Origin of the sequence: Nocardia cyriacigeorgica GUH-2 (assembly GCF_000284035.1) — a bacterium.
In the GTDB taxonomy this organism is placed as follows: domain Bacteria; phylum Actinomycetota; class Actinomycetes; order Mycobacteriales; family Mycobacteriaceae; genus Nocardia; species Nocardia cyriacigeorgica_B.
This window is the reverse complement of sequence record NC_016887.1, coordinates 3,143,049-3,164,055: the sequence shown is the minus strand read 5'-3', so window position 1 is coordinate 3,164,055 and position 21,007 is coordinate 3,143,049. Positions and strand designations below refer to the sequence as shown.

The window sequence follows — 21,007 nt, the reverse complement described above, 5'->3', positions numbered from 1 at the left end:
GTCGAGGACCGGCGCGTCGGGCCGGGCGTGCGGCCGGAGGGGAAGGAGGTGTGGAGAGTGCTCGGCGAGTGAGTGTCGGGGCCGCCGTGAGCGCGGTGGCGCTCACAGCGGCCGCGGACGCGCCTGGCTTATGCGGCGCTGTGGTGGACGGGCGGCACGGTGAGTCCGAGGGCGGTTCGGCAGGTGGTGCAGTAGCCGTCGGCGTGCACGACGGTGGTTTGGGTGCAGGCGTCGCAGCGGGTTACTCGCTGTCCGGCTCCGAGGGTGGTGCGGCGTCGCCGGGTGTGGGTGCGGTTGGCGGTCCGGGGCGCGGGGTTGGGTCGTTCGAGGTTGGCGTCCATCCAGCGGGTGATGATCCGCCAGGCTGGGCTGCCGGAGTTGGCGGAGGCGGCGCGGATGCGGTCGAGGAGGGCGCGGGCCTGGCGCGGGTAGGTGGTGGCGATGTAGGCGCAGCGGGATTCGATGAACTGGCGGGTGGTCCACTGTGCGGGCAGCGGCGGGATGCCGGGGTGGCCGTCGGCGCGGCACACATCGCAGAGCCCGTCGTCGCTGACGCAGCGTCCGTCGCGGACGTGGACTGGTCGGCGGTCGGTGTCGCTGCGGTCGATCCAGCACACGACACACGGCCACCCGAGGTAGGAGACGAGGACGGCGCGGTCGTAGTCGAGGCCGGATCCTTCCCAGGTGTCCTCGGGCTCGTCGAGCTGGTTGTAGGGGCGGGATTCGTCGTAGTTGTCGGGCACGCGCAGCCCGGTGCGGGCGGCGGCGAAGCGACGCTGGTCGCCGGTGCTTACCTTCGCCCACAGCGTGCTGTTGCGCCAGTCGGTTCGGCGCCGCGCCGGCGCGGGCTCAGCGTGCTCGCCGAGGAGGGTGCGGGCGGCGGCGTCGAGGCTGGCGTCACGGCCTGTGGGGGTGTCGGCGGCGGTGCGGTCGGTGCGCTGCGGTGGGGTGAGCAAATCCCGGGTGCGGTCGCAGTAGTCGAGGGCGACGTGGAGGAAGTAGGAGCGGTCCCACAGCGCAGCCTGCACGTGTGCCCACATCAGATGTTCGCGTTTGCGGGGATCGGATGTGACTGGACCGGTGCCGGGTTCGGTGTCGATGGCGTACAGGCGGGTCGCGGCGTAGGCGGCGAACTCGGCGTCGCCGCGGCGGTGGTGTTCTCGGGTGCGGCGATCACGGTCGCGGTGACGCAGGTCGACCGCGCCGGTGATGCCGCGGCGAGCGCGCCGGTAGGCGACGGCCTCGGGTGCGAGCCGGGCGGCGTCGGTGGCCGCTGACGGGACGGCGTGGGTGCGTTCGCCGGCGCGGCGCTGACGGATCTGGCGGCTGACCCATTCGGCGACCTCGATACCGACCTCAATCGGTGCGCCCGGGTCCGGGTGGTAGAGACCGGGATCGGTGTCGGTGATGAAATGGGCGATCAGGGCTCGGAACTCGGGTCGACTCTTGGCCATCCAGCCGAGCTGGCGGGCGGCCACGTCGAAGGGCGAGCGGGTGAACCGGTCGACGGCCTGGTCGAGCAGTTCGCGTTCGGTGTCGGAGGTGACGGTGAGCGCGGCGGTGAATCGGGCGCGTGCCGCGGTGGGGTCGGTCGCGAGCAGCTCGTCGATCTCGGCCAGCGCGAGGGTGAATGGGGTCGGCTCGACGGGGCCGGTCTGGGTTGGTGCGGTCATCACGATTCCTCTCGAGTAATGGATAGAGCCCGCCCGCCGAGGGCGCGCGCTCGAACGCACGCACCCCGGCCACAGGGCTGGGCGGCTGGTCGGTCGACCCGCCTGAGAGCCGCCGACCGGGCCGGGCCCCGACACGGTGGAGGGAACGCGGCCACGCGGGCGGCCCCGAATTTCCCGCGCACAACCCAGAAACCGCCGGATCAAGGCGTGACGGTGCGCTGGGGAATTCGGGGACGTCCGGGCGCGGGCCCGCAGCCGTGGCGGGGTCTGGTCCGGTAGCAATCGGTGGGCGGGGCGAGCGGCCAGACGGTCAGCCCTCACCCACCTCCAGTCATCACCTGTGACAGCACCGTTCGGTCAGAGCCCCGGACTGTCGTCGCCGGGACTTGCCGCGCCCCACCCCGCGTTGTTGCCGCTCCACGGATCGGCGCCGACACCTGCGCCGACCAGATCCCCCGACCGGTCCGCCGCCGCGGTCGTCGTCGCGGTGGTAGTGGCCGAGGGCCGCGGGGTGCGGGTGACTTTCGCGGTGGCGTACCGCAGCGAGGGACCGACCTCGTCGACCTCGAGGTCGATTCGGGAGCGCCGCTGCCCGTCCTCGGTGGTCCACGAATGTGACTTCAACCGGCCGAATACGATCACCCGCGAACCCCGGGTCAGTGATTCGGCCACGTTCTCGGCCATTTCCCGCCACGCGGTGCACCGCATGAACAACGCCTCACCATCGATCCACTCACCGGCGGCGCGGTTGAACACCCGCGGCGTGGAGGCCACGGTGAAATTCGCCACCGGCACACCCGCCGGGGTGTAGCGGATCTCGGGATCGGCAGTCAGATTGCCGATCAGGGGAAGGTTCGTGTCTGCGGCCATGATCAGGTATCTCCTTCGGTGACAAAACAACAGGCATTGCCCTCGGCATAGGCGGGCATGGAATACGGGGGATCCTCGGAACTGCCGCCCGGCGGTCAGATCAGGTGGATCGGGATCGAGATCGGGCGATCTGGGTGGGCACGGCGTGTTTGCCGGGCTGGGCGTGATCGGTAGTCAGGTGGACGCGTGACGGGGGAGGTCGATACCGAGCTGTGTGGCGGTGTCGATTCCGTGGTCGGCAAGTGCGCGGAGCGTTGAATGCGGGTAACCGTCGCGCAGCGCGTCGGCGAGCAGGTCTGCGAGCGGGTGATCGGGGTCGGCGGCGAATGCTGCCTTGATTGCGCTGGTGGCCAGTGATCCGTCGCCACGTAGGTAGGCGCTGTATGCGAGCAGGGCCGCAGGTTCGGCGCGCACAGCTCCGCGCAGACAGCGAGTCAGCCGCAGCCACAATGCTTCGGCAGCGTGGGCATGCTCGCCCGCCGACACCGCCAGCATGACCAGACTGACGAAACCATCGCCGACGGTGAGTGCGATCCGAGCCAGATCGTCGGAGCTGGGCTGCTCACCGCGACTGATGTCGCGGACGCGGTCGAGGATGAACTCGATCGCCTCGCGTCGAATAGCGTCGAGCTCGCCTCGGTCGCTGGCGAGGCGCCACCGTTGATGGATCTCATCGAGCGCGACCGGCAAAACGATGTCGAGCTGTGCGGCGGCGGACGAATCGAGAGCAACGAGGGCAGTGATTTCCTCCCGCGAGCGGCGTATCGGCCCGCCACTGGCGGCGGTGGCTGCGGCGACGGCGCCCGACATCGGATCTGGCAGCGTCCCAGCGATAGCCGGGTTCGTGACCGCTTGCCACGGCTCGCCCGCCTCGATCCGGGACGTGGCCCAGGCCCCGGCTACCCGCACCCCGGCGTCGGTGAACCCGTCAGTCAACATGCGCAAGAGCCGACGCTGGGTCTGCGCATCCTTTGGTGTTGCGCGGTCGTCGACGAAGACGACCATGACCGCGTCGGTGCCGCGAATGCATGCTCGCACCGCTGTACGGGCGAGGCCCTCGGGGTCGGGGCCGAGGTCGAAACGAGCGACCGTTTCGATCAGCGTTTCGCGGTCGCGGCCGGCCACGTCGCGGTGGCGCAGTGTGATCACCACCAGCGAGCGCGTCGGTGGGAACGACAGCATCGAGGGGATCGCCGCGATCAAATCGCCAGGATCGTCGACGCGAACCGTGGACTCGGACATGACACTCCTCAAGAGTCGATGAAGCGGCCAAGGCAGTGCGGCAACGGGCACAACCGCCTGGCGGACTGTCGCAGTCGCGGCGACGGGTGCACGACAGCGGGAAACCGAACGGGCGGGACCGAGCCCGTAGGCCGCGCGTAGGTGTGCGGGCGGTCGAGCTATCGGATGTCCGCCCTGTTGTGCGACGGGGCACCGTCCCGGCAGGGTGGCGGGATCGGTGCTGACGTCGATTGGCCCGCCGGACGCATGGCCTGAAACATGGTCGATCGCCGCGGTGCCGCTGCTATCGGTCGTGCTGCGCGCGCATCGGCGACCGGGTTGTGCCCTCGCCCGGCGGCAAGGCGACGGCTACACCCGGCGAGGCAGTGCCTCAGTGTCCAGACCGCGGACTCGCTCGACAAGAAATTCCAGCGCCTCCAGCAGCATTTGCTCACTGACGATGTGAGAGCCGTGTCTGGGCGACCTGTCGGTGAACACCGCCTGGCTGTCCGCTTGTGGTGTCGGGGGGACGGTGATGATGCCGCTGCGGTTCGGTGTGGTGAGACTGGTCCAGCCGCTGCCCGGATCGAGCGAGTGCAGGTGCCAGGCGTGGGCCAGTTCGCAGCCGCAATAGTGTGCGAGGGCGCTGATCTCGGCGAGCACAGGACTGTAGTCCCGGCATGGGTGCCGCCGGCATGGTCCATGGCCGTCGACGATCAGAGCGAACATCGCATCCGACTGTACGTTGCGGCCGAGCCATCGTAGGTGCGCGCGAATCTGGTCGAGATCGAACCGGCCATCGTCGTCGTAGAGCCCGAGGCGGGCGTAGCCGTGCAGATGCGCCACCGAATTCTCGGTCAGGACCACGCCGGCAAGCACGATCGCCGGCTGGTCACGGTGAGCGAGGACGTTCCAGCCTTCCTCGGTCCGTAAGCGCAGTGAGGCGATCAGTTGACCAGGGTCGTCGAATTCCACTCAGGGCTCCTTTCTCTTCCCTTGCGGTAACTCGGCTATGGGCGGGAGCGGATTCGGTGGCGCCGGAAACGTCGGGGGAGCAGCCGTGCCATCCATGCGGGCATGGGTGGTGTGGCGAGGATCGGTTGGGCGTCGAGGTGCGGGTTGTCCTCGGCCAGGTCCACGCGGAAGGTGGTGCCGAACTCATCGATGATGTCGAAGACAGTGGCCGGTGAATCCGGGTCACGCTGGATGTCCCATGCGCGGCGGGCGGCATGCAGGGGATCTCGAGCACGGATGTCGATCTGCCAGATCGCACGGTAGGAGAACAGCGTCCACCTCCACAGGTGAGTGAGCAATCAGTGATGGCCGTAGAACGCGCGCGGTCCGCGCAGAAATCGGAAACAGCTGGGATCAGGAGATCTACGTCGGCGACACCGAGTGCCGGATGCGGCGTCGGACAGGACGGATACGGTCGGCTTGCGCGGTGCGTCAACCGCCGGCGTGGCTGCGCCAAGGGGGCAGGTGATTGCCGATCGAGCGGCTTGGCAGGCTGAGGCATCGCGTTGCCCCTCTGCTCCTCGGCGGTGAAGCGGTACCGATCGTCAGCGAGGCGTGGAGTTGTGTCAGCCGAATGTGTCGGTGCCCCATGCGATCCTGGCGTTCCCGAGATGGCCCCGCGATCTGACGACCCCACTGTTCATGGTGCTACTCGGCGGCCGACGCGGCCGCTGGTAGCGCCGACCGCGTCGGCTGTGTTGAGCTCACGGCCCGATCGCCACTGGCGCCCCGACGGAGCCGACAGCGTCGAGCTGCCCGACTCGCGGGGAGCCGGGCAGCTCACGCGCGAGGCGTGTCAGGCTGCGGTGTCGATATCGATGTCGTGGTAGTCGATGTCGCCGGCCGCGGCTTGTTCGACCTCGTCGAGGGTGTAGTCCCCGCCGGCACCGACCTCGGCGAGCAGATGCAGGTAGGCCGGTGTCGTAGCGGGGTGGTCGCGCCAGAAGCTCTTGCCGAGCAGGGTCTCGTGCGCGGCGATGACCATCGCGAACGCGATCACCCAGGCCCGGTTGACCGGTGCGTCGGCGATGGCTTTGAGCAACTGCTCGCGGGAGCCACCGACACCGAGGAGCTTGGTCACCAGCTGAAGCTCGGAGGTGTCGAGTTCGCGAGCCAAGTGCTCAGCCACGAACCGCGCCGCCTGCTTCGGCGGTGTCCGCCGTTGCAGGTAGCTCGACAAGAACTCCAGCCGCCGCTTGTTGGCTGCTTCGCCCCGAATGTTGAGAGCGATGACCCGCCGCCGGGCCTGCCGCGCGGCTTCCCGAGCGGCAGCCTCGGCTTCGGCCGCGTGCACCGATTCGGGGTCATCGCCGCGCACCGTGATCGGGCGCAACCCGCTCGCATCGAGCTGATCGACGGGCAAGTAGAACGTCGGTGACCAGCGGTCGCGGCGGGTAACCGTGTCGGGGTGCCGCAACCCTGCTGCCGGTTCGGCGTCGGGTTCGCCGCGGGTGAGGTTCCAGTCGACGCTGTCGGGATCGACGAGCTCGCCGGTGGCGACGTCGACGAGGTCGGCGTCGTCCTCGACGCTCAAATGGACGGCCCAGCGAGCGGGGTCGGTGTAGATGAGGTCGGGATCCACCGGTGTGCCGTCGGTGGCTTCGAGGGCGAGGGCGGGCAGGTAGCGGGCCTGGTCTGAGGTGGTGTCGGGCTCGTCGGTGAGGACACCGAACCCGCAGAGGCCGTAGGGGAGGGCGGCGGTGAGTTGGCGGCGGGTGTAGTCGCGTTCGGCGGCGATGCGTTTGGCCACGAGCGCGAACTGGTAACGGGAGACCGATCGCAGCCGTTGCACGGCGTCGGTGTCGCCGAGGTTGTCATACTCGGCGAGGACGGCGAGTTGATCGAGGCCGAGCTGGTTGTCATCGGCGAGCTGGGCTGCGGTGGCGGACCGGCCGACGGCACCGAGTTTGCGGACTTCCGAGCGCGCGCGTTGCAGCCCGTCGGCGACGTACGTGGCCGACGCGCCGAGGTCGAGCATGAACGCGACACCGGCGGCGTAGTCGCTGTCGGTCAGGTTGATGCGGCGGACGTTGAGGTTCATCTGCCGCATGGCTCGGTCGATGCGCCTCTGCTCGCTGGTGAGGTCGGTGCGTGCCTCGGTGACCCACACCGGAATGGATGCGCAGCCGGCCTCGATCGCCGCCAGGACACGCATTTGACCGTCGAGGACGTGCAGGGTGCCGTCGGTTTCGCGTTCCACCAGCACCGGGGCTTGGACACCGAACTGGCGGACCGAGGCCACCTGATCAGGGTGGTCGGTGAGATCGATGCTGCGGCGCACGTTCTCACCGATCACCAACTCCCGCGGGTCCCGGAAATCCGCGACTGCCCCGACGGGGGGAACGACTGCTTCTGCTCCGGTGTCGGTGGATGCGTTGTCGGCGTCGACCGCGACGATTACGGTCGCGTCGGTGGCACCGCTGGCATCGCTGGGTGTCGGTGTCGGTGTCGGGAGCCAGGCGGTGTCGGGGGCCGGTTCGGCGAGGGTAGCGGTCATGGGGTTCCTCCGAGCTGTCGTCGATGGGAGCGGGCAGAGACGGGCACCGATCAGGCGCGGTCGGTGGTGCGGGCGCGGGCGACGTTGATCGGGTGCAGGCGCAGCACGTCGTATCCGTCGTCGAGGAAGGCCCAATACCGACCGCGCCACTCGGGGTACTCGCTGCGCCAGCGCGCGACGGCGTCATCGTCGGCGAGCGCCGCCACGCCGCCAGCGGCTCCGCGGTGGGAGAGCTGGTCGAACTCGGACCGGTCGATGGTCGGCACGGTCGGTGCGGCGGTGGGCATGGTGTACCTCCTGGTCGCTAGGCGGGTGAGGGCTAGGGGTGCCGCGGGCGTGCTAGTCGTGGCCGGTGAGGTGGTCGATGACCTGGGCGGGTTCGGTGACTAGGCGGGCACGGCCGTCGCGGATGAGGGTGTGGCAGCCGACCGAGGTGGCCGAGAAGATCGATCCGGGTACCGCGAACACCGGTCGTGCAAGCCGGTGCGCCCACTCGACGGTGTCGGTGCTGGCACTGCGGACAGCTGCTTCTGCGAGGACCACGCCCCGCGCGAGTGCAGTGACGAGCCGGTTGCGTTCGTAGAAGCGGGATTTGAGCGGCGGTGTACACGGCGGATACTCGGAGATGAGCAGCCCGTGCTCGGCGATGCGGCTCAACAGGTGCTGGTTGCCGGTCGGGTAAAGGCGGTCGATACCGGTCGGCAGCACCGTGATCGTGGCGCCACCGCGGTTGAGGACGCTGCGGTGGCCGTCAGTGTCGATGCCGAAGGAACCGCCGCTGATCACCGTCCACCCACAGTCGGCGAAATACCCGGCAAAGTCTTGGGCAATGTGGCGCCCGTATTCGCTGCAAGCGCGGGACCCGGTGACCGCGACCGTGCGATCGGCGAACGCGTTCATACGGCGCGGTCCGCGAACCCACAACGCCAGCGGCGCCCGCATACCCGCGTGTGGTGCATCGAGTGCGTCGAGCTGCCGGCCGGGCCACTCCTCATCGGCGGGGGTCACCAGCCGCGCACCCACGGTCGCGGCCTGCTCGAGGTCCTCGGCCGCCAACGCCGCGAGCTCGGCCGGTAGGCCATATCGGGACGGATCATCGGTGAGTTGAGCTGCGGCATCGTCGGCGCCCAGGTCGGAGACCATCGCCGCGATCGGATGGTCGGTGGTGACCGCGGCGCGGGCCAGCATGGCCCAGACATGAGGTCCCGATGGATGGTGACGTCCGGTAGATCGGTGCGCGGGTTGATTCATGAAACCTCCTGTCTGTCCATTGATTCGGACTAAAGGGCGCGGCTTCACCGCGGGCGTCTACCCGTGGATGGGACGCGGTTCGCATGTGGGCAGGCGGCGGCCGTCGAGGCGGGCACCTGGATGCTTGGCGGCGGCGGTGGTCAGCCGGTGGGTTACGGGCGTCGGGGTCGGCTGTGGTTGGTGCCGGTGGTGCGGGAAGCGGCCCAGGTGAGCCCGTCGGTGATGGTGCGGTGGGCTTCGGCCTCGGTGAATGCGTCTACCCCGACATGGATGCGGGCGGCGTCGGCCAGGATGGTGTAGGCGTGGTCGTGGTCGAGCAGTCCGGCACCGATGAGGCGACCGAGACTGTTGGCGGCGAGCAGGATTGTGCGGTGGCGGGTGCCGGTGCGGGCGGTGCGGATGCGGGCGGCCTGGTTGATCAGCGCGGCCCGCACGTAGGCATCCGGATGCGCGATCGGCTGCGACGCGCTCAGGGCTGCGGGAGTCGGTCGGGCACTGAGCAACTGAGCGAGCCAGTCGGGCAACGGGATCGGGGGTCGTTCGTCGCGGAGCTGGTATCGGCCGTGGGGCAGGGCGGATCCGGCGGCCACAACATATCCACCGTGCCCGCGGGAATCGATGCGCGGGGCCAGGCGTCCGCAGCTGTTACGCAGCCGCGGTGCCGGCGGGACCGCGTAGTAGAGGTGCATCCCGCCGGAGGGGGTGGTCACGGTGTAGGTCGGCACGGGCAGCGGCCGGTGGTGGTCCGCGGCCAGGCGTGTCAGCATCTGCTGTCCCTCCACGGCGGTGGGTGTGGTGTCGGGTTCGGGTGTGTGGTGACTGGTGTCGAGGTCGAGGACATGCAGGCGCGACGGCCCGCAGGCGATGGCGATGTTGTCGTCGGGACGGCGCCGCCACCAGGCGTGGATGCGCGCCGGGTCCCGGGTTGCGTGCTGTTCCCACCGTGCGATGACCGGGCGCTTGGAGTTCGGGTGGAGCGGGAACACCGAGAAACCCTGCTCTGCGTGGGCGAGAGCGGTCGGCAGCAACTCGCCGGTGTCGACTCCTGTCATCGACCGTTGGCCTGATTCGAGTGGGTGTTGAGGGCGGCGATGCTTGCTGCGACCTGGACAGCAGCCGTCTTGCTGGTCTCGATCCTGAAAGTGACGGTGGAGGGGTCGAATATCGCTACTTCGCCGTGGATGGGATCGTCGGGCCGGCCGAACACAGCACGGTCGGTATCGGCTGTGGTGGCGTGCAGGATGGCTGCCAGTGCGTCGAGGGTTTCGCGGCGGCGGGCGGTCGCGGCGTCGCTTGCGCGGGCCCGATTCCGGCACAGGCCGAGGGTGCGCACGTAGTGGGGAAGCAGGCGACTGGTGATAGCGGCAGCGATGTCTTCGGTGCGGCGGCCGGCGGCGACGGTGATGAAGTCCCCGCCTTCGCCCGGGTGCAAATAGCGAGCGAATTGTCCGTAGCCGGCCACCACGCGCAGGTGTCCGCGGTCGCTGAGGCGGTGGCTGTCATCGCCATGAATGATGAACAGCCGCTGCTCGTCTGGACCGATCAGCCGCGCCTGCCGGTCGATGGTGTAGCTGCGCTCGGCCGCCCATCCTGGCCCGAGGGCCGCCGCGATCGCGCGGGCGGACTCCATGAAGACAGCGTCTGCGGAAGCGGAATGGTCGGGGGTCATGGCATCGACTCCGATTAGTGAACAAACAGGGGCAGGGCCTGCGCACCGAGCACGAATAAGCGTCGTCGCGGGGGTGGCCGGCGGCTGCTTGCCACGGGCGTAGGGCGGGGACGGTGGTTGGTCGACGTCGCCGCCGGGCCGGTGTCGCGCCGACAGCAAGGGGCCGTTCGCGGGGTGGGCTGGTGTGCTGCAGAACGCCCGCTGCATCCTTTAGTGGATGCGCGCCTCGAGGTCTGTGGTGCGGCTGATTCGGCGGGCTCGGAGCAGGGCTTCATCGATGGCGTGCGCGTGCCGGTAGCTCAACGCGACGGTCACGGTGTCGACCGGTCGCCGGTCGGCGTCGTATACGTGGATGTGGAGGTGGTTGTCGCCAGGCGCCCCGCAGGTAATCGATAGCGCGGCGTCCGGCTCGATCCACGCGACCGACATCGGATACACACCGCTGTGGCTGTACCGGCGGCCGAGAACTCGGTGCCACAGAATCGAACTCAACGGCGCCTTGCGCCGCACGAAGTAGTAGCGGTACTCCCACCGCAACCTCGCCCACCCGCGAGCAAACATGACGCACCTCCTTTCAGTTGAACGTGTTGGGTCGCCCGCCGACCACGCAGGTCGACCTCGGCCTTGGTTGTTCCACAGGGGCTTCCACAGCTGTGGAGAACAACCGGTCAGTCCTCGCTGTGCCCGTCGAGCAAGACCGACAGTGCGCGAGTCGCGGCCAAGAGGGCCAACACGTCGCCCGGCTGTTGAGATGCGGTGCCGGGTGCGGCGTCGCGGATCTTGCGCAACCGCCGAAACATGCTGTGGTGCAGCGTGATTCCACTGATTCCGTGGTCGTCGGCGTCGGCAGGGGCGGTCGTGAGGTGATAGTCGCCGGGCCTGATCCATGCCTCATACCAGGCCTCGGCCGCACTGGCATTGCGTGTGGCCGTGGCGGGATCGGATTCGTGTGGGGCCCAGTAGCGGCAGCGGCATTCGGGGTCGGAGCAGCGGCGGGTGTTGTTGTTGCTGGGGTTGTAGCGGTGTTGGGTTCCGGCGAGCATGGGGCAGGCCCGTCGCGAGTACTGCGCGCATTCGGGGTGCATGCCGGGTTCGGCGGCAACCCCGCGCAGGTAGTCCGCGGGCCGGATGTACAGCACGACCGGGTCGGTGAGCGGCTCGCCGCAGATCTGGCACAGGCGGTGACGCAGCGCGTGTTGCTGGCGGCCGAGGTCGAGCTTGCCCCACACCGGCCGGGTGCGGTCGCGGTGGGCGAGGGTGATGACCGGAACGACCATGCCCTGCGCGGTCGGCGCGTCGGCCAGCCGCATCGGCACTGGGGTCCGGCCGCTGACTGGTGGTCGCGGTGGTCGAGAGTGGTCGTTCATGGTGGCTGGTCTCCCGTCGACGATGGAACACCACCCGCATGTGCCCTGGGGGGGGCTGGCGGGTGAGGTGTTGTTGGCGTGCGGATCAGGCCATCGCAGGTCGCCCGGTGTGGGGATTGTGGTCGTGGACGGCCACGGTGGCGGGGGCGCCGGGGGCTTCGCGGAGAACCGCGCGGGGGAGCAGGGCTTGTCGGGTGCCGGCGGCCCAGCGGCCGGTAGCGATGACCCAGCGGTTGCTGGTCGGGTCGGGTTGTGCGGGCATGAGCCGCCAGCCGATCCCGTGAGGAAGGTGGGCGAAGGTGCCGTCTTCCCAGCGGCTGTGGAGGATGCCGTCGGCGTCGGTGGTGTCGACGCGGGTGGCGTACTCCACGCGCACCAGCCCCATCACCGCGCACCCGGCACCGACGTCGGCGAGAGTGACGCCGGGAAACGTGGCCAGGGGTGTCCCGCCGGTGGGTGGGGTGGCGAAGGCGGCGTGCTGGCCGACGATGAGGACCTGTGCCCGGGTGCCCGGGGTGTCCGGCTGGTAGGTGAGGTAGCGCGGGTCGGGTCGCAGGCTGGCGACCCAGCGGTTGAGTTCAGCCGGCATCGCTGCTCCGCTGGTCGATGGCGGTCAGGGCGCGGTGGCACACTCGCAGCACGCGCAGCCGGTTGTCGTAAGTGGTGAGCAGTCGGTGGAATTCGTCGCTGTCGAGCGCGGCGGCGGTCGCGCGGGCGATGCTGCGAATCGGTTGGGCTGCTTCGAGGTAGGGGCCGAGGCCGTCGACGAGGACGCGCAGGACCTCGTCGCGGTTCAACGGTCTGAGAACGTCATCAGGCATGGCTCTCCTGTCCGGGACGGGTGACGGATTCGATGAATTCCAGCGGCAGCAGCACCTCGCCAGGGCCCACGCCGAGGACGGCGTAGCGGGCGTGGACCGCACGCACAGTCGCCTGATGGATGTGGCCGGCGCGGGTGGTGATCGTGGTGCGGGCTCGGCTGGCGCGGAGCCGGTGCAGTTCGGTGGCCAGGACCGCGACGGCGCCGCCGGTGCCCGTATCCGGCGAGTCGTGCGTGGTGAGGGCGGTGATCCGGCGGTGAATGAGGGCGCGGGCCTGGTCGAGGTCGTCGAGGTTGGCGTCGTCGGCGAACCAGTTGTCGATGTGGCCGCCGAGGACGGTCAGAAACCGGAGCTCCGCCGCGGCGTCCGGGTGTGGGCCGGTCACCGCCGCCGCCACCCGAACCGCCGCCGCACCCTGGCCGGGCGCGGGTGCGGCTGCCTGGCCGCGGCCAGCCCAGCAGCGAGGGCCGCGGCAGCCGCGTCGTCGAGATCGACATAGCGCCACTCGGTGTCGGGGTGGCTGGCATCGCGCAGCACCAGGCGCACCTGGTGGCCGTCGGTACTGGCCGTCGCCGAGTGGCCGTCGAGGTCGCGGACTCGCACGAGAACCGTCGGGAGATCAAGCCTATGTCGCATATCGGGGGACTCCAGGGGTAGTTGGCCAGCCCGTGGGCGGGGGCATGCGCTGGCCGCAGCTGGTACGGGGAATGGTTGGCGTTCAGGTGTATTCGAGGTCGAGCAGGTCGGCGTAGCGGTCGGTGCCGTCGAGGTCGGGGCACACGCAGGCGGGGAAGGGGCGTGCGCATTCGGCGCAGTAGCCGCAGTAGCTGCAGTGGGGGCCGAGATCGTTGTCGTCGGGTTCGCCGCAGTAGTCGCAGAATTCCCACAGGTAGCCGTAGGTGGCGGCGAGCAGGTAGCTGTCGTTGGAGTACCAGCTGCCCTCGTTCCAGTGGCCTCGGTGTTCGTTGAAGATGTAGGCCGGATGCCGGTAGGCGGGGTCGACGGTCAGCAGCACCATCTTGTCGGTGCCCAGCCATTGTTCGAGCCGTTCGCGTCCGGACCAGGAGTCCAGCGACCCGAACGGCCGCGCGGGCAGGAAGTTCTCGGCGGCGATGCGGGTATCCGACCGCAGATCACCGGGCTTGGGGTGGACGTTGGCGGGCAGGATGCCGTTGTGGGCCATCACGGTGCGCTCGTCGCCGCCGACGGCGAAGGGGTGGCAGTTGTCGCGGTTGCGTGGGCCGTGGGTGGCCAGGCGGGAGTGGAACAATGCCGGCCCGTCGGGGTGGCGGGAGCGGGCGGCGGCGAACTCATCGATCAGGGTGTCGGCGTTCATGCCGCGGCCGACGAGGATGTCGGTGCCGGTGTGGATGGCGTAGCCGTGTCCGTGCGGGTTGGCCAGCGCACCCGCCCGTAGGTTGTCCAGGTTCGGTGCGATGCCGGGTTTGACGAAGGTCAGGATGCACATGCGAGGGCCTCCATTTCGGCGAGCAGCGGTGAATACTGCGGACGGGTCCGTACCCAGGCGGTGAAAGCGGCCCATTCCCAGCCGCGGCGTCGGGCGATCTCGGCGGCGGTCAAGCCGCGGGTGTATTCGACCGATGCGGCGGCGAACGCCAGCGCGGCCAGCACCTGCCGCGGGCGCAGCGAGCTGGCGAAGACTCTCAGCTCGAAGGTGTGTTCAGGGAGGGTGTTGATCGCCTGGTAGCGGCGGGTGATCGTGCTGCGGCCCTTGGCGTCGGCGAGGGCGCGGGAGCGGGCGTTCGGGCAGAACATCGCCCAGCTGTCGGATCGGCGCCGGGCCAAGCGCACGACCGCGTCTTCGTTGCGGTAGACGAACTTCAACCAGCGGTAGGCGTGGGCGGGAGAGGAGAAGCCGGTGCGGGAGACGTGGACGTGGATGCCGACGTTGTCGTCGGTGTAGGCACCGAGTGCACGCAGGTCGGTCAACAGCGCCCATGGGAACCGGGCGCGCGCGAAGTCGTAGGCCATCGGGTGGGTGACGAGTTCGAATCCGCACGAGATCGAGCCGTCTTGCTTGAGGTAGGCCAGCTCACCGAGTTGGTTCACGGCGGTGTGGGCGGCGTCGGACAGTACGTCGCTGGGAGTTTTGATCTCGATCTCGAGCCCCAGAAACAGCGGACCTTCGCCATGGAAGACCGGTGTGGGCTTGTAGTCGTAGCGGTAGATCCCGTCGTGGTCAGGCGAGTGGTCGTCACGGCAGCGGTTGCAGTAGGTTTCGTCGCGCAAGATGAGCAGGTCGCAGTCTGCGCAGTCGGTGTAGTCGTCGTACTCGCAGTTCGCACACACCCAGCGGCCGCCGTCGGTTTCGTTCAGGCTGTTGGCGTAGGCGTCGCAGTCGTCGCAGGTGCTGTAGTCGGTGACGCAGCCGAGGCAGACGTCACCGCCGGAGACGATCGAGATGATGTCGGGGCTGCGGCGGGAGCAGTCATCGCAGCGCGACCAGCCCACCAGGCATTCGCTGCACAGGTAGGTGTCGTCGACGGTCAACTGACGGTCGCGGGCGTGGAGCGCGCATCCGTCGCAGTGCGGGAGCTGGGCCGCGCAGTCGCGGCACAGATATTCGTTGTCGACCGTGGTGACCGGCTCCTGGTCGACGTCGAGGGGATGCGAGCAGTCCTCGCATTCCAACGCGGCGATCATGGCAGTTGGCATGGGACGATCACGACCTTTCGATGGAACGAGAAAGGGCCCCGCTTCCAGCCGAAACAGCTGGAAACAGGGCCCTTGCGGCTGGGAGGAGAAGGTCAGCGAGTCGAATCGATCCGGCGCACCACCGCCGGGGCGCGGCTGCGGTGGTGCGTGGGCTCGCTGTCAGTGGCGGTGGTGTCGAAGCACACGCAGACCGGGAAGCTGGAGTCGCAGTCGAAGCACCAACCGCACCGGCCGCAGTAGCGACCCGGTCGACGCGTGTCGAAATGTCCGCGCCACGGGCACAAATACGGCCGAGCCGACCCGCGCCGCGCCGGCGGCAGGTAGCTGCGGTTCGAGTACCACACGCCGCCATCCCAGGTGCCGGCCCGTTCGCCGAACAGGTACGCCTGTTTCGCGTAGGCGGGGTTGATCGTGAGGATCACCAGCTTGTTCGATCCAAGCCACGACTCCAGTCCCCGTCGCCCGCGGTGGGTGTCGATCGACCCGAATGGGTGGCGGGGCAGGTACTCCTCGGCGGCGATACGGGTATCTGAACGCGGGTCGTAGGCGCGCGGATGGACTCGCTTGGGAAGGGTGCCGTTGTGCGCCAGCACGGTTCGCCCGTCTCGACCGAGCGGGAACGGGTGGCAATTGTCGGTGGCGCGTGCGCCTTTGGTGGCGTAGCGGGAATGAAACAACGCCGGACCGTCGGGATAGCGTTCCCGGCGCCGGGTAAACTCCGCGATCAACTTCGCAGCGGACATGCCGCGGCCCACCAGGATTCGATCGCCGGTGACGATGGCGTAGCCGTGACCGTGGGGATTGGCGACCGCTCCGTTGATCAACGCCGTCGAGTCGGCATCGACACCGGCGGGGTAATAGGTCAGCAGGCACATGCCAGGTCCTCCATCTGCATGGTCAACGGCAAGTACTCAGGGCGCGCGGCCACCCACTCGGCGAAACGCCCCCATCCCCAGCCCCCGGCGCGCACCTCGGGAATCCGCAGGCCGCGCGTGTACTCCACCGACGCCGCCGCGAACGCCAATGCAGCCTTCACTTCGCCGGGCTCCAAGGAGCTGGCGAACACCCGCAATTCCAAGGTGTGGCGAGGGTGAGGGTTGATCGCCTGATAGCGGTCGAGTCCGAGTGCGTGCACCGGGCCTTTGGCCGCTTCTCGGGCCTTCGCGCGGGCGCGGTCGTCGAATGGCGCGTAGTGGGAACGACGGCGCGCCAATGACACCACTTCGGGCTCGTTGCGGTAGAGCAGCTTCATCCACCGATACACATGCGCCGGCGAATCGAACCCGGTGCGACTGACATGCACGTGCAGCCCGACCGATTCGTCGGCCACGCAGCCACGCTCGGCGAGGGTGCCCAGCAGCCGCCACGGGAACCCCTCGAGGGCAAACCGGTACGACATCGGGTGGGTGACTAACTCGAATCCGCATGGTCGGATCGAGGAATCCCGCTTCAGGTAGCCGAGCCGACCCAGCTGATCGGTCGCGGTCCGCGCACAGTCCTCGAACCGGTACTCCGGGACCACGATTTCCAATTCGAGCCCCAGAAACAGCGGGCCCTCACCATGGAACCGAGGGTCAGGCTTGTAGGTGTAGTTCCACACATGCCCCCGGCGGGCACATCCCTCACAACGATGACCCGGAAGCAGCAGGCCCCCGCAACTCGCGCACGCGCCCAATTCACTCGCGCACTGGTTGCAGGCTCGACTTCCTCCCGAGACGTACCGTGTGTCCCGGCAGTACCGGCCGCACCGAAAGCACGGGTCGTAGGACACCAGCGAACAGCGCCGACACACACGACCGCCACCATCAGCGCGTAACGCCGACGCGGTCAGACCACGACACGAGGCGCATTCTGACCATCCAGCAACACATGGACGGCACAGTCGACCACAGTCAGCAGTCGGGACGAGCACCACCGCAGGAGTGTCACAGCGCCCACACCACGGCAAATCGGAATGACACTGCGCGCAGACTCGCTGGCTCCCGACCAGATGCCGAACACCAGGGATGGTCGTGGCGCAGACCGCACATGGCGGATGAACAGGGATCGCCATAAGCAATGTCCTTCCGAGAAAAGAAAAGCCGGACCGCAGTTGCGATCCGGCGTTGGGTTACAGGAGTGGGGGCGTAGCCGTGATGTCCGCCCGGGAGCGAAATGGCCGGCAGGAGAGTAGGCTTGTCGTGGGAGGTCAGGTAGGCAGGCCACTGTCGAGGAGGCCTGGTATGGCGTCTGGCTCGCCGCGTCCATCGCGCAGAAACCGTTCGCCGGAGCTCATCCAGCGGCTAGAACGCTCGCGTGAACGCGAACGCCGCCGCAAAGACGAAGCCAGGGAGCGCGAACGTGTAATACGCGCTGCGATCAAGGACTACATCGCCGAATGGCACGCAATCGCCGAATGCGAAGCAAAAATCGCCCGCGAAGTAGCAGCGCTGAAACAGGCGATTCGATCAATCGAAGAACAAGCCGAACGGGAGAAAGCCGAACACCACGTTCGGCAAGCAGGCGCAACTGCCCGCATGCGTGAAACAGGGTTGGCTGAGATCGAAATCAGCGAGCTACTGGAAATCACTCCAAGAGAGGTACGCCAGCTATTGGCAAGGGCTCGCGCGGCCCACGAGGGCCTCGCTGCTGGAAGTGGGCAATCGGACGACCGAACCATCGGCCGAACCGACGCACCGGAACAGCAGCCAACGGCTTGACAAACGACGTTGGAAACGAGGAGTAGGAGGTGCTGACCTGAGGACGTTGGCGAGTGATTGGCGGGAAGGCTGAACCGGATGCCCCAGCCTCGAACACCGTTGTATCGGCGGCATGAGCTGTGGCGAAAGGCGAAGTCAGGTTTTGCGGTATCCGCCAGCTCTCCAGACCAGCGAGCGGAAATTCTCTGGTGTGAATGGCTGACGCGGCGGTATGTCGTCGGCTGGGGACGAGGGCCAGAAGACGATTCCGCATCGGTGGCAGTAGACCCCTGCCTGCCAGACCGCCTGCGCCTTCGACCGGCCTCGGACAATCCGTTTGTTGGAGCGGGCCCGGCCGCGGGCGACGCCAAGCGTGACCACGCCCGGGGCCGCGGCCGGACCGATGAAGAACAGGAGCCCAACCACCCATGTTGCCAAGGACATGGCGGGGTCTCCCATCGCAGTAAGGATCGCCATCGGGATGGCCATACTGACTGCGGGGATCAGTAGCAGTAGGCCGACGATCGTGAGGCGGGTGGCCGACTCCAGCGCAGGCTCGGGTGCCAGGCTGCGTGCCAGCATGGTCACGTGGGTCCGGTCGATCGAGGCAGTGCCGATAACAGGGATCAGGCCCGTGGAGGCCACGCCGACACCGGAGTAGGTGCCGGTGCCGGAACTCGAAGAAACGCCGTCGGCATATACAGCGGGAACACTTTGCACCAAGTCGATTTGGTGACAGTGCGGACAGCTCAAGTCGACGTCGATCGGAACCCCCTGGGCGACATGGACAGCTGCGGTGTGTGCGGATTTTGATGCTGTCACGAAGACTCCTTCGATAATCCAACACGGTGGCCGGGTATGTCGAGCCGGTTGATGCCGCAGCCGTTTTGATGCGCCAGGTCGCTGTCGCCGGTCACAACGCCCTAGCGGTCTGCGAACGGTCCTGTAAGTCGTGCACTGCACGTGCGGCGGCGGCGTCGGAGAGGATGCGGCTGATAGTTGAGCGGCTCTTGTTCAGTTCGTTGGCGATCTGGGTGGGAGTCCAGCCATCGTTGTGGTGGCGTTTCAACGCGTGCGCGACCACACGCGGGTCGCGGCGCTTGGCAGGATCGCGTGCGCACAACAGCTCTGCCAGCGCTGCGAAGTCCGCCAGGGCCGGAGCAGGCGAATCGAGCGGCGTGCGCACGTGTTCGAGCATCGGCTCATCCGCCGTGGCGGCCGGGGCATTGGGCACGCTCGCGTGCGCACTGTCCGGAACGTCGTCGGATTCCGGCTGGGAGCGGGCGGTCGGTCCGGGGTGGGCGGAATGGGCGAGTGCGAGGAGCGCGACCGTGGACTGTGCCATCGAACCTTCGATGATCAGCGGCCACAGCCACGCCTCCTTGCCGGGTACGCCGGCCGTTACCGCCAACGACCTCAACGCGGTGAACGACAGCCAGAACGCGCCCGCGGCGATCATAGCGGTCATCGCAGTTGCGACGATGTGGGTTGCGCGGGCTCCGGTGTCGGCGCGGACCAGAACCGAAACCCCGTGCACAGCGGCGAGCAACGCTAACGGGGGTATGACGGCGACGGCGGCGGCGACAACGGGAACAGCGCTGCCGTGCAGGATCGCTTGCGTGGCGTTGCCGATGATACTGACAGCAGCGGCGGCAACGAGCACTGCCCAGAAGAATGCGTGCGCGCGCGGGGCACCCGCGGGAGCCGCATCCGTCGCGTCCGCACGGTTCGGTGGACTGGAGGCAGAGCTGTGCATCGGGGTTCTCCTGCGATTGATCAGGGTGTGAAAGACACGCTGGCATCGGCGAGCGGATGGGGCTCGCCTGTCAGGACCGACAGCGCGGCCGCCACCTCCTGGAGGTGGGATTTGACGTAGGTGGTTGTCGTGCCGCCGCCCTTGCCGCGGTGGCCGGCATATTCGCGTGCGACCGCATAGCTGAAAGTGCGCTCGACCCAGGTGAGTGTCGTGTGCCGTAACCAGTGCATGCTCATGCCCTGGGCGGCTGCCCACGGCAGCTCGTCGCCGACTCGGCGCCAGATGTAGTCGTAGCGGCGAGCAGTGATGGGCTTGCCGTTGCGATAGCGCAGCAGCTGCCCCGACTGTGGGCTGCGCCGGGTTCGAGCATGCTCGAGCAGGTGCTGCATCAGCGTCGGCGATACCGGTTGCCAGCGATTGCTGCCCTCCTTCTCCCTCAGGAAAACGAGGCACTGGTCCGGATCGAGATCGTGCGGCCGCAATGCCAGCGCCCCGCCCCGGCGGCACGCGGTCTCGATGTGCAGGCGAAGGATCAGCGAATCGAGCTCCCCGTCGTCGCCGGTCACCGCTGCGACATGACATATCTCGGCGAGCCGGCCCGACGGGATCGCATAACGGTGTGAGGGCCTGCGTGTCGGTCTGGTCAGCTCACGGGCGGGATTGTCGCCCGGGCGGATCCATCCATGGTCTTCGGCGTACCGATACAGGCAGCGCACGGTGCCGACGAAGTGCTCGACCGCGCTCGCGCCGCCGCGGGACGCTCGGTTGATCCGGGCACCGGCTTGAATGGTGGCCGCCATCTCGTCCAGCTCGGTCTTCGTCGGCTCGTCGAGTCGGCGGTGTCCCCATGTATCGAGCAGCCGGTTGAAATGGACGTTGTAGGTGCGCAGGGTGCCGGGTGAAAGGCCGGCTCGGACCGCCGGGATCGCCTCGGCGAAGGTCGGCACCTGCGGGCCGGCGGTCACAAGATCGGCTGGTGAAATTCCCATCTGAGCGAGTAGGAGCTTCGCCGCGGCCACGGTCTCGGCGGTCGGCGACGCGGACATGGGTTCAGACGCCACGGTCACCGCCGTGCCACGAGCCGGGCGCTGTCTGCCAAACCGGTCTCGATCGATGCCGGGGTATGAACGAGCAGCCGCTTGCGGGCTCGGTGGCCCATGAGTAACACCCGATCCCCGAGGAACAGACGCAGCCTGCGCCGCTGGCGGTAGGGCACCCGAAAGTAACCATCGGCCGTCACCGTCACAGCACCATTGGGGGCTTCGACGACCAGGAGGCGGCCTTCGGCATCGGCTGTCATAGCCAGCCGTGTGCCGGGTGTCCATCCGAGCCCGGTCATGACGAATGTCTCGACCAGGCGTCCCGCACCGCCGACGGTGCTCATCCCGTACAGGATGTCCTTGTCAGCGCTGGGAAGTGCGGGCGGGTCGAGTCGGGGACCGTGGATAAGCTCCTGCAGAGGTGACTGCGGAGGAACGAGAGGCGCGATCATCGTTGGACGCTCACGCATCGCC

25 protein-coding genes are annotated in these 21,007 nt (G+C 68.2%); 1 reads left to right on the top strand and 24 read right to left on the bottom strand.

From position 1 onward, the window contains the following. Nucleotides 1-128: 128 nt before the first annotated feature. The 20 genes from NOCYR_RS14260 to NOCYR_RS14165 form a co-directional block, all read right to left on the bottom strand. A complete protein-coding gene (locus NOCYR_RS14260) occupies nucleotides 129-1,673 on the bottom strand; it encodes a hypothetical protein (protein ID WP_014351090.1) in 1,545 nt (514 codons plus the stop codon). A gap of 357 nt (nucleotides 1,674-2,030) precedes the next feature. Next, nucleotides 2,031-2,543 (bottom strand): single-stranded DNA-binding protein, encoded by a 513-nt coding sequence (locus NOCYR_RS14255; RefSeq protein WP_014351089.1) that lies wholly within the window; start codon nucleotides 2,541-2,543, stop codon nucleotides 2,031-2,033. A 174-nt stretch (nucleotides 2,544-2,717) separates the two neighbouring features. Continuing rightward, nucleotides 2,718-3,785: a DUF4192 domain-containing protein gene (locus NOCYR_RS14250; RefSeq protein WP_014351088.1), complete on the bottom strand. Its 1,068-nt coding sequence runs from the start codon at nucleotides 3,783-3,785 to the stop codon at nucleotides 2,718-2,720. Nucleotides 3,786-4,133: 348 nt separating this feature from the next. After that, the gene (locus NOCYR_RS14245) at nucleotides 4,134-4,739 is read right to left on the bottom strand and encodes a DUF4192 family protein (protein WP_014351087.1); all 606 of its coding nucleotides are present in this window, start codon (nucleotides 4,737-4,739) and stop codon (nucleotides 4,134-4,136) included. Nucleotides 4,740-4,774: 35 nt separating this feature from the next. Beyond that, nucleotides 4,775-5,077 carry a hypothetical protein gene (locus NOCYR_RS14240; protein ID WP_014351086.1) on the bottom strand — a complete coding sequence of 101 codons (303 nt, stop codon included), beginning with the start codon at nucleotides 5,075-5,077 and terminating at the stop codon, nucleotides 4,775-4,777. Nucleotides 5,078-5,574: 497 nt separating this feature from the next. After that, on the bottom strand, nucleotides 5,575-7,275 hold the full coding sequence (locus NOCYR_RS14235; RefSeq protein ID WP_014351085.1) for a ParB/RepB/Spo0J family partition protein: 1,701 nt from the start codon (nucleotides 7,273-7,275) through the stop codon (nucleotides 5,575-5,577). A 50-nt stretch (nucleotides 7,276-7,325) separates the two neighbouring features. Then, on the bottom strand, nucleotides 7,326-7,562 hold the full coding sequence (locus NOCYR_RS14230; RefSeq protein ID WP_014351084.1) for a hypothetical protein: 237 nt from the start codon (nucleotides 7,560-7,562) through the stop codon (nucleotides 7,326-7,328). 52 nt (nucleotides 7,563-7,614) lie between these two features. Beyond that, nucleotides 7,615-8,463: a DNA-processing protein DprA gene (dprA, locus tag NOCYR_RS14225; protein ID WP_014351083.1), complete on the bottom strand. Its 849-nt coding sequence runs from the start codon at nucleotides 8,461-8,463 to the stop codon at nucleotides 7,615-7,617. 215 nt (nucleotides 8,464-8,678) lie between these two features. Next, nucleotides 8,679-9,578: a bifunctional DNA primase/polymerase gene (locus NOCYR_RS14220; protein WP_014351082.1), complete on the bottom strand. Its 900-nt coding sequence runs from the start codon at nucleotides 9,576-9,578 to the stop codon at nucleotides 8,679-8,681. Continuing rightward, nucleotides 9,575-10,195, bottom strand: a complete 621-nt coding sequence (locus NOCYR_RS14215; protein WP_014351081.1) for a hypothetical protein — start codon at nucleotides 10,193-10,195, stop codon at nucleotides 9,575-9,577. Before NOCYR_RS14215 ends, NOCYR_RS14220 begins: the two co-directional genes overlap by 4 nt. Before the next feature lie 210 nt (nucleotides 10,196-10,405). Continuing rightward, nucleotides 10,406-10,756, bottom strand: a complete 351-nt coding sequence (locus tag NOCYR_RS14210) for a hypothetical protein (protein ID WP_014351080.1) — start codon at nucleotides 10,754-10,756, stop codon at nucleotides 10,406-10,408. Nucleotides 10,757-10,863: 107 nt separating this feature from the next. Further along, a complete protein-coding gene (locus tag NOCYR_RS14205; RefSeq protein ID WP_014351079.1) occupies nucleotides 10,864-11,505 on the bottom strand; it encodes a hypothetical protein in 642 nt (213 codons plus the stop codon). A 142-nt stretch (nucleotides 11,506-11,647) separates the two neighbouring features. Next, a complete protein-coding gene (locus NOCYR_RS14200; RefSeq protein ID WP_014351078.1) occupies nucleotides 11,648-12,151 on the bottom strand; it encodes a hypothetical protein in 504 nt (167 codons plus the stop codon). Further along, a complete protein-coding gene (locus tag NOCYR_RS14195) occupies nucleotides 12,141-12,383 on the bottom strand; it encodes a hypothetical protein (protein WP_048833355.1) in 243 nt (80 codons plus the stop codon). The genes NOCYR_RS14200 and NOCYR_RS14195 overlap by 11 nt, the downstream gene beginning before the upstream one ends. Beyond that, the gene (locus NOCYR_RS14190; protein ID WP_014351076.1) at nucleotides 12,376-12,768 is read right to left on the bottom strand and encodes a hypothetical protein; all 393 of its coding nucleotides are present in this window, start codon (nucleotides 12,766-12,768) and stop codon (nucleotides 12,376-12,378) included. Before NOCYR_RS14190 ends, NOCYR_RS14195 begins: the two co-directional genes overlap by 8 nt. Beyond that, on the bottom strand, nucleotides 12,765-12,986 hold the full coding sequence (locus tag NOCYR_RS14185) for a hypothetical protein (RefSeq protein WP_014351075.1): 222 nt from the start codon (nucleotides 12,984-12,986) through the stop codon (nucleotides 12,765-12,767). Before NOCYR_RS14185 ends, NOCYR_RS14190 begins: the two co-directional genes overlap by 4 nt. Before the next feature lie 115 nt (nucleotides 12,987-13,101). Next, a complete protein-coding gene (locus NOCYR_RS14180; RefSeq protein ID WP_014351074.1) occupies nucleotides 13,102-13,851 on the bottom strand; it encodes a hypothetical protein in 750 nt (249 codons plus the stop codon). Then, nucleotides 13,839-15,059 carry a hypothetical protein gene (locus NOCYR_RS30450; RefSeq protein ID WP_231855927.1) on the bottom strand — a complete coding sequence of 407 codons (1,221 nt, stop codon included), beginning with the start codon at nucleotides 15,057-15,059 and terminating at the stop codon, nucleotides 13,839-13,841. Before NOCYR_RS30450 ends, NOCYR_RS14180 begins: the two co-directional genes overlap by 13 nt. 92 nt (nucleotides 15,060-15,151) lie before the next feature. Then, complete coding sequence (locus NOCYR_RS14170; protein WP_014351072.1) at nucleotides 15,152-15,934, bottom strand: class II glutamine amidotransferase; 783 nt, start codon at nucleotides 15,932-15,934, stop codon at nucleotides 15,152-15,154. Beyond that, on the bottom strand, nucleotides 15,922-16,659 hold the full coding sequence (locus NOCYR_RS14165) for an amidoligase family protein (RefSeq protein ID WP_014351071.1): 738 nt from the start codon (nucleotides 16,657-16,659) through the stop codon (nucleotides 15,922-15,924). Before NOCYR_RS14165 ends, NOCYR_RS14170 begins: the two co-directional genes overlap by 13 nt. Before the next feature lie 622 nt (nucleotides 16,660-17,281). Here NOCYR_RS14165 and NOCYR_RS29260 point away from each other — a divergent pair. After that, nucleotides 17,282-17,758, top strand: a complete 477-nt coding sequence (locus NOCYR_RS29260) for a hypothetical protein (protein ID WP_138448551.1) — start codon at nucleotides 17,282-17,284, stop codon at nucleotides 17,756-17,758. 135 nt (nucleotides 17,759-17,893) lie between these two features. On the opposite strand, the gene NOCYR_RS14160 is transcribed toward NOCYR_RS29260, so the two are convergent. From NOCYR_RS14160 to NOCYR_RS14145, 4 genes are all read right to left on the bottom strand, one after another. Continuing rightward, nucleotides 17,894-18,559, bottom strand: a complete 666-nt coding sequence (locus NOCYR_RS14160; RefSeq protein ID WP_014351070.1) for a hypothetical protein — start codon at nucleotides 18,557-18,559, stop codon at nucleotides 17,894-17,896. A 91-nt stretch (nucleotides 18,560-18,650) separates the two neighbouring features. Beyond that, nucleotides 18,651-19,493, bottom strand: a complete 843-nt coding sequence (locus NOCYR_RS29730; RefSeq protein WP_158430162.1) for a helix-turn-helix domain-containing protein — start codon at nucleotides 19,491-19,493, stop codon at nucleotides 18,651-18,653. Nucleotides 19,494-19,513: 20 nt separating this feature from the next. Further along, nucleotides 19,514-20,539, bottom strand: a complete 1,026-nt coding sequence (locus tag NOCYR_RS14150) for a tyrosine-type recombinase/integrase (protein ID WP_014351068.1) — start codon at nucleotides 20,537-20,539, stop codon at nucleotides 19,514-19,516. Between the two features lie 17 nt (nucleotides 20,540-20,556). Beyond that, a complete protein-coding gene (locus NOCYR_RS14145; protein ID WP_048833351.1) occupies nucleotides 20,557-20,877 on the bottom strand; it encodes a hypothetical protein in 321 nt (106 codons plus the stop codon). Nucleotides 20,878-21,007: the final 130 nt, after the last annotated feature.